We start from the raw sequence: 12,886 nt of genomic DNA, 5'->3' as shown, positions 1-12,886 counted from the left end.
GAACATTTCAAAACTGTTCTCACGCTGATTTCTTTACCATTTTTCATTTTTTAAATTACATATAAATCTATCCCTTTTCTAATTCAGTTGTATTGAATTGTAATTCAGAAAACTATTATTTAATCAAAAATAAAATTTAAACCAAAAACCATGAAATTTTTTATAGACACCGCAAATTTAGAAGATATTAAAGAAGCCCAGGCAATGGGAGTCTTGGATGGCGTTACCACAAATCCGTCATTAATGGCCAAAGAAGGCATTGCGGGAAAAAAAAATATTTTGAAGCACTATCTTGATATTTGCAATATTGTAGATGGAGATGTTTCTGCTGAAGTTATTTCTACAGATTATGAAGGAATGATTAAAGAAGGGGAGGAACTGGCTGCTTTGCACAAGCAAATAGTCGTGAAATTGCCTATGATTGCGGATGGTGTAAAAGCTTGTAAATATTTTTCATCAAAAGGAATTAGAACCAATGTTACTTTGGTGTTCTCAGCAGGACAGGCGTTATTAGCCGCTAAGGCCGGAGCTACCTATGTTTCTCCATTTTTAGGGAGATTAGATGATATTTCTACAGACGGAATGCATTTAATTGCAGAAATCAGGGAGATTTATGATAATTATGATTATCAGACACAAATTCTTTCGGCTTCAATCAGACATACAATGCATATCGTCAATTGTGCTAAAATTGGATCTGATGTTATGACCGGGCCTTTGTCTGCAATTAAAGGTTTGTTAAAACATCCATTGACTGATATTGGACTGAAACAGTTTGTTGAAGATGCCAAAAAGATGAATTTATAATAAGTTATCTTAGTTTATTTTTCCCAAAAAACTAAATTTAAACACAAAAAAAACACTCCTTTCGAATTATTTTGAAAGGAGTTTTTATGTTTTGAGAGACTTCTTTTCGTCTCATATAGTATTATTTGGGTAAATCATTTAGCAAAATATTTTTCATTTTCAGTAAATGAAAGCACTAAAAAAAATGCAAAAAATGTCCATTGTTTTGACTAATGTGTCCATCTCTTAAAGATTCTTTACCTGTAATTTTATCATTAATTAAATGTCTGGTTTTATTTGAACGTTATCAGATGCTAAATGTTAATGTTGTAAAATATTTGGAATTAAATTTTGAGTTAGTTTTTTTGTTGGTTTTAAAGGGAGATTAATTATGGTCTCCCTCTTTTTTGTACTTATTTTTTAAGCAAATAAGTCAGTTTTAATCTAATAAATATGTGTCTATATGAGAAGTGAGTGTTTGAAAATTAAAAGTTACTTAATAAATAGTGTTAGTCCGTTTTTAGCGATGCTATTTTTGTTTGCTCCAAATGTGTATTCTCAAATTGATAAGGATACAAAAAGTTCATTTGCCGTAATAGAAAGACTCATTGGCAATCGTGCAAAAGAGTTTGACTTGCATATTGCCAGTAGTACAGATCAAAACAACTCGGATTCGTTTGAAGTAGAAACGATTGGAAACAGAGTAAAAATTACCGCAACATCAAATACTTCAATTTGTTACGCTGCTTATACTTTTCTTAAAGATATTGGTGCAGTTTCAATTAGCTGGGAAGGCAACAGAATTGATTTACCAAAGACATGGCCAAAATATTCAAAAAAAATAGCCACTCCTTTTAAGTACAGAAAATATTTAAACGCCTGTACATTTGGTTATACAACTCCCTGGTGGGACTGGAAACGCTGGGAACAGGAAATTGACTGGATGGCATTTCACGGAATTAATCTGCCTACAGCAATGGAAGGACAAGAGGCTGTCTGGCAGCAATTGTGGAAAGAATACGGATTGACAGATAGTCAATTACAGGAACATTTTGCAGGACCTGCTTTTTTACCATGGCAAAGAATGGGCAATATTAATAGTCTGGAAGGTTCGTTACCACAACAATGGATAAAGAAAAAACAAGACATTCAGAAGAATGTATTGCAAAAAATGAGATCACTAGATATGCATCCTGTAGTCCCTGCTTTTAGTGGTTATGTACCGAAAGCATTTGCAGAGAAACATCCAAATTCAAAAATCAGCGAATTAAAATCATGGTCTGGAGGAGGTTTTGAAAGTACATATTTATTAGATCCTAATGATCCCTTGTTTAAGGAAATAGGAATACGTTTTATAAAAATGTATACCGAATTCTATGGACAATCCGAATTTTATTTAGCCGATTCCTTTAATGAAATAACTCCACCGGTTTCTGAAGAACATAAATATGAAGAACTATCACATTACGGTAAAATAATATTCGAAACTATTAATGAAGCTTCACCGGGAGCTACCTGGGTTATGCAGGGCTGGCTTTTTGGGGACAATAAAGAATTTTGGACTAAAGAAGCAACGAAAGCTTTTCTTAGCAAAGTTCCAGATGACAGGCTGATTATTCAGGATTATGCAAACGACAGATATAAGGTATGGGAAAATCAGGAAGCTTTTTATGGAAAACAATGGGCATATGGTTATGTACATAATTATGGAGGATCTAATCCAGTTTATGGAGATTTAAATTTCTACAAAAATGAACTTACAAACCTGTTACAAAATTCTAATAAAGGAAATCTTGTTGGCTATGGCGTAATGCCAGAAGGTTTGAATAATAACTCAGTAGTTTACGAGTTTATTTATGATCTTCCGTGGACACAAGGAAAAGAATCAGTTGATGAATGGTTATCAAAACATCTCAAGGCAAGATATGGCAAAAAAACTTCTGCGCCTGTTTATAAAGCCTGGCAATTGTTGACGGAATCCGTATATAATGTTAAATATTGGGAAACTCGCTGGTGGGATAGTAGGGCGGGAGCCTATTTGCTTTTTAAAAGACCAACGCTAAAAATAATAGAATTTAAAGAAAATCCCGGAAATAAGGAAAAATTAAAACAGGCATTGGATATTTTAAAAGGAGAAGCTAAAAATTTCGATAAAAAAAGTCTTTATCTTTATGACTTAATAGATATTTCCAGACACTATTATTCACTTCGTATTGACGATATGCTGATGGAATGTGTTGCCGCATATTACTCGAAAGATGTAAAAAAAGGAGATGAATTATTCAAAAAAATAGAAAAACAGGCTTTAGATATCGATAATATAATGTCTGGTCAGCCTTTAAACAACTTGAATTACTGGTTGAAATCTGCATGGGATTATGGAAACTCTGATGCTGAATCAAAATTATATTTAAAGAATGCCAAAACATTAATTACACTTTGGGGTGGAGAAGGTCATCTAAACGATTATGCATCCAGAGCTTGGAAGGGCATGTATAAAGAGTTTTACTGGCCAAGATGGAAAATGTTTTTACAGGCACAAAGGGAATCAGTAATCAAAAACATACCATTTGACGAATTGAAAGAAAGAGAATCAATAAAACAATGGGAAGTAAAATGGTGTAAAAGTAAAGAAATGTACTAGAAGAATTATCATTTAATATTAATCAGAAAAAATAAAAGCGATGTTAAAGAGCGATATAGATAAAGCTACAAGTTTCGAAAAAAGATTTGAAAATATTGGTACTGTAGTTTATGAAAATTCAGTAATAGCTTCGAAATCAGTAGCCAATGAAATAGCGGATTTAATAAAAGAAAAGCAATCTCAAAAACAGTTGTGCATCTTAGGTCTGGCTACCGGATCTAGCCCGAAAAGTTTATATGCAGAATTAGTTCGGCTTCATAAAGAAGAAGGATTGAGTTTTAAAAATGTAGTTTCCTTCAATTTAGATGAATATTATCCAATGGAACCGGACTCCATAAATAGTTATGTACGATTTATGAACGAGTTATTATTTAATCATATCGATATCTTAAAGGAGAACATTAATATCCCTGACGGAACTTTATCAAAAGAAGCAATTGCAGATTACTGCAGCAATTACGAAACTAAAATTGAAGAATTGGGAGGTCTTGACCTGCAGGTGTTAGGAATTGGTGGTAATGGACATATTGGATTTAATGAGTCAGGTTCACTTCAAAATTCAAAAACCCGCTTAGTAGCCTTAGATCACATCACACGTGTAGCGGCAAGTAATGATTTTTCAGGTCTGAATAATACACCAAGAACAGCTATTACTTTAGGAGTAAAAAAAATTATGGAAGCCAAAAGAGTAATACTTTTAGCGTGGGGAGAAGGAAAATCAAATATTATAAAATCTTCCGTAGAAGGTTCAGTAACGAATTTGGTTCCGGCCTCTTTTTTACAGGAACATCATAATACCACTTTTGTTTTAGACAAAGCTGCAGCTTCAAAATTAACACGGATCAATACGCCCTGGCTGGTTGAAAAAGTAGATTGGACAGATACTCTTATCCGAAAAGCAGTTTTAGGTTTGGCGATGCATTTGAAAAAACCAATATTGATGTTGACGGATGCAGATTACATTGAAAACGGAATGAGTGATTTGCTTGCAGATTTAGGTCCGGCTTACGATATTAATATCAAGATTTTTAATAAACTTCAAAATACTATTACAGGATGGCCGGGAGGAAAACCAAATGCCGATGACAGTAAACGTCCGGAAAGAGCAGAACCTGCAAAAAAACGTGTTCTGATCTTTAGTCCACATCCTGATGATGATATCATAAGTATGGGAGGAACCTTCAAACGCCTGCATGAACAAGGACATGAAGTACATATTGGGTATCAAACCTCGGGAAATATAGCTGTCGCTGATGATGAAGCGTTGCGATTTGCCAGTTTTGTATGTGATTACAATGATAAGTTTGGCATTAAAAGTATTGAAGCTGATACTATTTATAAGGAATCATTGAGATTTCTTAAGAATAAAAAAAACAGTGAAATTGATATTCCTGAAGTAAGGAACATTAAAGGCTTAATTCGAAAAGGAGAAGCACAATCAACCTGTTATTTTGTGGGATTACCGGATAGCCAGATTCATTTTATGGATCTTCCGTTTTACGAAACCGGTACAATCGAGAAAAAACCGTTAGGAGAAAAAGATATCCAGATCACAATGGATTTGATTGAGAAAATAAAGCCACATCAAATTTATGCCGCAGGAGATTTGGCAGATCCTCATGGAACTCATAAAGTATGTTTAGATGCTGTTTTTGAAGCTGTTAAACGTTTGAAGAATAAAGATTTTATGACAAACTGCTGGGTTTGGCTTTACAGAGGCGCATGGCAGGAATGGGGAATTGATGAAATTGAAATGGCAGTGCCAATGGGACCGGATCAGGTATTAGAAAAAAGAAAAGCAATTTTTAAACACCAGTCACAAAAAGACGGAGTGGTTTTTCAGGGCTCAGACAGCAGAGAATTTTGGCAGCGCGCCGAAGACAGAAACAGAGAGACTGCAGATTTATATCATCAGCTTGGATTGTCTCACTATGCAGCGATGGAAGCATTTGTGAGATGGATATATTAACTTTCAGTCAGATAAAAAATAATAACCTTCAGCTTCAACTGAAGGTTTTTTTATATTATTAAACTTCAATCAAATTATGACATCACATTTTTTTTAAATAGATTCTTTTATCTTTAAGAAGGTTTAATTTTTGATGATTTTAACAACTAAGTAAATATTATTAGTAAGAATTTTAATAACTATTGGCTTATGAATAAACTTGTAAAGCCTTGATTTTACTGGATATCTTAAAATTATCCATGTTTCTGAATAACCTGTCCATTTCTTAACAATTCTTTAATACTAATTTCGACTAAACTTTTAACTAATTAACTGAATATGGAAAAACTTAAACTTTTATTGTTAGCCTTTTTTTTAGGTTTATCAATTAATTCATGGGCACAAAAAACAGAAGTTTCAGGTGTCATTTTAGATGACAAGAATTTACCCCTTCCCGCGGCTAATATTATTGAAAAAGGTACTACTAATAGTGTAGTCACAGATTTTGATGGTAAATTTAGATTATCTGTTTCAAATCCTAATGCAGTACTACTTGTATCTTTTCTTGGATTTACTGATCAGACTATTAAATTAGACGGATCAAAAGCAAATTTGACAATTAGATTGGCTTCTGCTACTAACGCTTTAGATCAAGTTGTAGTCGTAGGTTACGGAAAAGGATCCCGTAAAAATTTAACCACATCTGTCACTTCTCTTAAAGCAGATGAATTAAACAGAGGAGCAATAAGTGATGTTGGACAATTGCTGCAGGGCAAAGTATCAGGTCTTAATATCTCATCAAGTGGAGATCCTACAAAAACGGCTTCGGTAGTTTTACGTGGAGTTTCTACATTAAACAGTTCTCAGGGACCATTTTATGTTATCGATGGTGTTCCTGGAGTTGATATTTCGGTAATTTCTCCAGATGATATTGCCACTATTGATGTTTTAAAAGACGCCGCTGCAACTGCCATTTATGGTAATCGTGCCGCCAATGGAGTTATTATGGTAACGACAAAAAAAGGAAGCAAGGACAGAACTCAAATTGCTTACAATGGTTACGTTGGCTGGGAAGAAGTTTCTAATCAGCTTGATATGATGGACGCTAATCAGCTGAGAGCATTCACTACAAAAAATAATTTGAATTTTACTCCTGAAAATGACAAAGGAGCCAATACAAACTGGCAGAAAGAAATCTTAAGGTCAGAAAGAGCAAAATCAAGCAGCCACAACTTATCGATGAGCGGTGGTGGTAAGAATGGGAGCTATACTGCAAGTTTAACTTCTCTTAATAAAGAAGGAGTGCTTTTAAAAAGTGATTTTTCACGTATTATAGCCCGTTTATCGGTAGAACAATTTGCTTTTGATGATAAAGTTAAATTTGGACTTAATGTAACCAATTCCAATAGTAAATATGTGAATGTACCACAAAGAAATACTGTACTTTTACAGGCAGCAAGTTATCTTCCTGTTTCTCCTGTAAGAAATGATGATGGAAGTTTTTTTGAAAATTTCACAAGTACCGGATATTTTAATCCCGTAGCCTTAATTGAACACGGAACAGACGAAACAAAAACAAATAATCTTGTCGGTAATCTTACTGCGGAAGTAAAACTGCCTTTTGGATTTACGTATAATTTAAACATTGCACATCAAAAACTGACGACTTCACATGGTGAGTTTTATGATAGCTACTATTCGAAATATAATAGTGCTAATTTCTACAATAACCCAGATCCACCGCAAACAAAAACATTAATCAATTTTGGTGTAAACGGTTCAGCATTGAGAAACAATTATGAAAACACTAATAATATTATTGAGAGTTTCTTAACCTGGGACAAAACATTAGGAGATCATAAAATAAAAGCTGTTTTAGGATATTCCTGGCAGGAAAATACATTGGGAGACGGATTTCAGGCTACTGCAACAAATTTCCCTGTAGATAATGTAGGATACAATAACCTGGCCTTAAGTAATTATATGTCAGTTAATGGTTATGTTGTTAATTTTGGAGACAGCAGAGCGTATCAAAAAACCCGTTTAATTGGTGAGTTTGCACGTTTAAACTATAATTATCATGATAAATACCTTTTACAGGGAACCATTAGAAGAGATGGCGGATCTGTTTTTGGGGCAAATAACCGTTGGGGATACTTCCCTTCTGTTGGAGCAGCATGGCGGGTTGATAAAGAAGGTTTTATGCAGGACCAAAAACTCTTTAGTGACTTAAAATTTCGTGGAAGTTATGGAGTTACAGGAAACTCTTCAGGGTTTAATGCTTATACAGCTCAGTTTATTTCGGGAAGTTTAGGAACATTTTATTATAATGGACAACAAATTGGAGCATATGGTCCTAACCAGGCAGCTAACCCAGATTTAAAATGGGAAAAAACAGCTACAGCAAATATTGGAATTGATTTTGGACTGTTTAATGGAAAAATCACTGGTTCTGTTGATCTATACAACAAGAAAACAACCGATATGATTTTTAATTATGCTGTAAATCCAGTATTAGTGCCTGTCGGATCAATTGTAGCAAACGGAGGATCGATGTCTAATAAAGGTATTGAGGTAAGTTTAGGAGCTACCCCGGTTAAAACAGCCAATTTTACATGGTCAACTAATTTAAATCTGGCAAGCAATAAAAATGAGATTGTTAAATTAACAAATCCATTTTTTATTGGTGGAGATTCTATCCGTAGAGTTCAGCCTGATGGAGGAGGACAGACTGGAAGTACTTTACAAATTTTTAAAGAAGGAAAACCTCTTGGTCAGTTCTTTACGCTTAAATATGCAGGAAAAAATTCAGCAGGTGTTTCTCAATATGTTGCCAAAGATGGTAGTTTAACTACAACTCCTGCTATTGGAGTTGATTATCACTATGCCGGAAGTGCACAGCCTAAAGTATTATTAGGATGGGGAAATAATTTTCAGTACAAGAAATTCGATTTGAGTATTTTCTTCAGAGGAGTTTTTGGCAATAAAATTTTCAATGCCACTCGTGCTGATTTATTCAGGCCTAGTACTGCAATGACGACTAATATCTTAGCGGATGCAAGTGATGAATCACCAAATGATCTTAACGCATATAGATATTCATCTCGTTTTATTGAAGATGGAAGTTATATTAGATTAGATAATATGACTTTGGGCTATAATTTTGGTAAAGTGAGTAAATTTATTCAAAGTGTACGTGTATATCAAACAATAAATAACTTGTTTGTTATTACCAAGTATTCAGGAATTGATCCGGAAGTAGAACAAGGAGGAACAGCTCCAGGTGTAGATTCGAATAATTTCTATCCAAAAACCAGAACATTTATGTTTGGCTTAAACGTGATCTTCTAAAAATTAAATTCTAAAAATTATGAAAAATATATTAAAATACATAGGACTTCCTGTGCTTATGGTTGGTTTATTCTGGTCTTGTGAAGATCTTGATGTGCCAATTACAACACAACTTACACCGGAAGTTTTCCCTCAGAATTCAACACAATATATACAGACAACAGGTCCCGTATACTCAGCCTTTAGAGGTGAATTTTCATTCTCGTGGTGGTGGTCCCAATCATTATCTACGGATGAAGCAATTCTGCCTGCAAGAGGAGGTAACTGGTTTGACAACAGAAATTATATTGCTATGCATTATCATGACTGGACACCAGATAATGGTATTATAGGAAGTTTCTGGGACTGGTCTTCTAAAGTAATAGGGATTAGTAATCAAACAATTTCAATTCTAAATCAGGCTATGCCCGAAGGTGCTGAAAAAGCGACTTTGATTTCTGAGGTAAAAACAATGCGTGCAATCTCTTATTTTATGTTAATGGATAGTTATGGAGATGTTCCATTAGATACGCTGTATGGAGACTTTAGTTCTCATGCCAAATCAAGTAGAAAAGACGTTTTTAATTTTATTGAAAAAGAATTAAAAAAAGCTATTCCTAATTTGAATCCAGCCTCCGGAATCACAACTTACGGAAGACCTAACAAGCAAACAGCTAATGCTTTGCTTGCTAAATTGTACCTGAATGCAGAAGTTTATACAGGAACACAGCGCTATAATGATGCTATTGCAGCATGTGATCAAGTAATTGGTTCTGGTTTATATAATATTGAACCAAGAGCAACTTATCTTCAAATGTTTTATCCAAATAATGGCCCGCAAATGAAGGAATTTATTTTTGCAGTTCCTTATGATCCTTCTGCTGTAACGGTTGGTTTCAACGGCCAAATGTATCATTCACGTTATGATGTTCCTCGTTCTGAAAGAGCTAAGTTCGGCCTGCAATTTACGCCAAGTGCTCCCAGAAGTACACTCCCAGAGTTTTATGCGAATTTTAATGACCCTAATGATATCCGTAACAGACAATGGTTAACAGGATTGCAATACATGAATGACGGGGTTACTCCTGTGATGGTCACTACAACAAAAAAAGGATACGATCAGTTTTATACAGGATCAGATGGTGGTGCGGTTTATACATACCAGGTAAATTTAACACCAGATATTATACCTCGCCAAAATCCTGATTTATTTGATTTAGGAAATGATGAAATTGCCTGGAACATGGGTTATAGAAATATTAAATTCTATCCGGACGCTACATCTACAAATCGTAATCAAAATAATGATGTTCCATTTTTACGTTATTCAGATGTAATTTTAATGAAAGCCGAAGCTATTCTTCGTGGTGGAGGTGAGACTTTAGGTCAAACTCCTGTAGCATTAGTAAATATGATCCGTTCTAACCGTACAACTTCTGCTGCATGGAGCAGTGTAACCTTAGAAGAACTATACAAAGAAAGAAGCCGTGAATTTGCTCAGGAGGCATGGCATAGAAACGATATGATCCGTTTTGGAAAATATGAAGGCCAATGGGGCTATAAAACAAATTCAGATACTTATCGTCGTGTTTTCCCAATTCCAACGAATGCAAGAGTTTTAAATCCAGCTTTGACTCAAAATGACGGATATCCAAATTAAAAAGTAAATACCAAAAACAATTTTTTTAATTCTCAAAAGGAGAAGAAGATCAAAATTCTTCTCCTTTTTTTAAAATTTGTTTTTAGGATGATTTGAAAATTACGCATTCTATTTTTTGAATATCGTGTGATTTTTCTATTACTGCCAATTCAGCATAAAAATATTAATGTACGTGTCAATACAATAGAATAAGATGACCCTAAATAAATTTTATAAAACCGGACGCATTGGATTAAGTTTAGTTCTTATTTTTTTAGTGTCATGTAAAGCCGAAAAAAATTCTGCTTTCAAAAACAAAGAAGTGGTAGATAGGGTTTATCCTTTGCTTGATACCGAAAATTCACGCTGGTTTTTCTTTTCATCTGCAAGCCGTCCATTTGGTATGGTAAATCTAAATCCGGATACAGAAATCAATGGTGACTGGGGAGGCGGATACAAATATACCACAGATACTATAAAAGGTTTTAGCCATATACATGAATGGCAAATGTCCGGGCTTTCTGTTATGCCAGTAGCGATTACAAAGGAAAATACCCAAAATATCTTTTCAGATTTTCATTCTGAATTTAGTCACGAATCTGAAAAAATATTTCCTGGTTATCATTCTTTGTTCCTCAACAGGTATCAGATAAAAGCAGAACTCACCAGTACAAAAAGAGTGGGATTTCATCAATACACATTTCCAATTAATGCGCAAAAGGCAATTCTCTTTAATTTAAATACAATCCTTGGACCTTGCGAAAATACAAATGGGAAATTAGAAAAAAATACGGATTACGAGCTTTCTGGTTCATTAGTTTTGAGTACGAATTTCAGAAGGCCAAAACCATTGACCGTATTTTTTAAAATTAAATTTAATGAGCCTGTCATTTCAATAGAACGAAATGTTACTACAGGCAATTATTTAGTCAGTTTTGGGAAATCGGATAAAAAAATATTAATGAAAGCAGGCATCTCGTATACTTCTGTTGAAAATGCAGCTGTTAATATTGAAGCCGAATTACCACATTGGGATTTTGATAAAGTTGTTACTGATTCCAGAATAGAATGGAATAACTTATTAAGCAGGATAAAAGTAGAAGGCGGAACTGATGTGGATCAAAGAAGATTTTATACTGATCTTTGGCATGCTTTACAGGGACGAAAAATAATTAGTGATGCAAATGGTGCCTATCCTGATAACACAGGAGAAAAATTCAGAATAGGGCAATTACCACTCAATGCAGCTGGAAAACCAAAATTTAATCATTATAATTCTGATGCTTTTTGGGGAGCACAATGGACTATCAATACGCTTTGGGGACTTGTTTACCCTGAAATCATGGATGAGTTTGTACATTCTTTAATGCAATATTATGAAGATGGAGGCATGATTCCGCGGGGTCCTTCCGGTGGGAATGATACCTATGTGATGACAGGGGCTTCGACCACACCATTTATTGTTACAGCCATTCAAAAAGGAATTGTAAAAGAGGATTTGGAAGCTATTTATCTGGCACTCAAAAAGAATCATATGCTAAATGGTATTATGGGAAAAGCAGGATATGAGCATAATACAAACATTGGTGGAGGATTGAAATATTATATCGATAGAGGCTTTGTTCCGTATCCACTTCCCGAAGGTGATTTTGGAAGTCATCAGGATGGTGCAAGCCAGACTTTAGAGTATGCGTATCAGGACTGGACCCTGGCACAATTAGCAAAGAAATTAGACCATCAGGAAGATTATGATTATTTCATGACAAGATCGAAAAATTATCAAAACATTTTCGATAAAACATCTGGCTGGATGCGTCCAAAAGATGTACAAGGAAAATGGCGTGAAAATTATGACCCTTATCAATATGAAAATGGTTTTATAGAATCGAACGGCGCTCAGTCAACCTGGTTTGTGCCACATGATATTGATGGTCTGGCTGATTTAATGGGCGGAAAAGAAAAGGCGGTTGAAAAATTGAATACTCAGTTTGAAACGGCTCAAAAATTAAAATTTACTTCGGGAACTTCACATGATGCCGAATTACACCCGGAGTTTAGCCGTATTCCTATCAATTTTGGGAACCAGCCTTCGATTCAGACATCTTTTATTTTTAATTTATTAAGAAAACCAAATCTGACGCAATACTGGACAAGAAATGTGTTAAAAGAAACTTTTAGCGGATTATCTCCTGCTACAGGTTACAACGGCGATGAAGATCAGGGATTAATGGGAAGCCTGAATGTATTACTTAAAATTGGTTTGTTTCAAATGAACGGAGGAACAGAAGAAAATCCTCAATATCAGATAGGAAGTCCTTTGTTTACTAAAGTATCAATTCAACTGAATCAAAATTATTATAAAGGCAAAAATTTTGTCATTGAAGCGGATAATAATAGTGCCGAAAATATTTATATCAATAGTATAAAATACAACAATACATTAATAGATAATTTTAGTATCTCTCATGAAAATATCACAAATGGAGGGAAATTAATTTTGGAAATGTCGAATAAATCCAAACAGTAATATTGATATGAT

At 34.4% G+C, this 12,886-nt stretch carries 6 protein-coding genes; all 6 read left to right on the top strand.

Annotated features, from left to right (window positions below):
- Nucleotides 1-150 precede the first annotated feature (150 nt).
- Nucleotides 151-807, top strand: a complete 657-nt coding sequence (gene fsa / locus ACEN2I_RS02485; RefSeq protein WP_441764542.1) for a fructose-6-phosphate aldolase — start codon at nucleotides 151-153, stop codon at nucleotides 805-807.
- 442 nt (nucleotides 808-1,249) lie between these two features.
- On the top strand, nucleotides 1,250-3,430 hold the full coding sequence (locus tag ACEN2I_RS02480; RefSeq protein ID WP_441764541.1) for an alpha-N-acetylglucosaminidase: 2,181 nt from the start codon (nucleotides 1,250-1,252) through the stop codon (nucleotides 3,428-3,430).
- Nucleotides 3,431-3,470: 40 nt separating this feature from the next.
- Entirely contained in the window at nucleotides 3,471-5,399 is a 1,929-nt protein-coding gene (nagB, locus tag ACEN2I_RS02475; RefSeq protein WP_441764540.1) for a glucosamine-6-phosphate deaminase, read from the top strand.
- 318 nt (nucleotides 5,400-5,717) lie between these two features.
- Nucleotides 5,718-8,729 carry a SusC/RagA family TonB-linked outer membrane protein gene (locus ACEN2I_RS02470; RefSeq protein WP_441764539.1) on the top strand — a complete coding sequence of 1,004 codons (3,012 nt, stop codon included), beginning with the start codon at nucleotides 5,718-5,720 and terminating at the stop codon, nucleotides 8,727-8,729.
- A gap of 19 nt (nucleotides 8,730-8,748) precedes the next feature.
- Nucleotides 8,749-10,368: a RagB/SusD family nutrient uptake outer membrane protein gene (locus tag ACEN2I_RS02465; RefSeq protein ID WP_441764538.1), complete on the top strand. Its 1,620-nt coding sequence runs from the start codon at nucleotides 8,749-8,751 to the stop codon at nucleotides 10,366-10,368.
- Between the two features lie 193 nt (nucleotides 10,369-10,561).
- A complete protein-coding gene (locus ACEN2I_RS02460) occupies nucleotides 10,562-12,874 on the top strand; it encodes a GH92 family glycosyl hydrolase (protein ID WP_441764537.1) in 2,313 nt (770 codons plus the stop codon).
- Nucleotides 12,875-12,886: the final 12 nt, after the last annotated feature.

Source organism: Flavobacterium sp. W22_SRS_FK3 (assembly GCF_052113665.1).
Classification (GTDB): domain Bacteria; phylum Bacteroidota; class Bacteroidia; order Flavobacteriales; family Flavobacteriaceae; genus Flavobacterium.
Note: the sequence above shows the minus strand (reverse complement) of the source record. Positions and strands in the feature narration are given on the sequence as shown.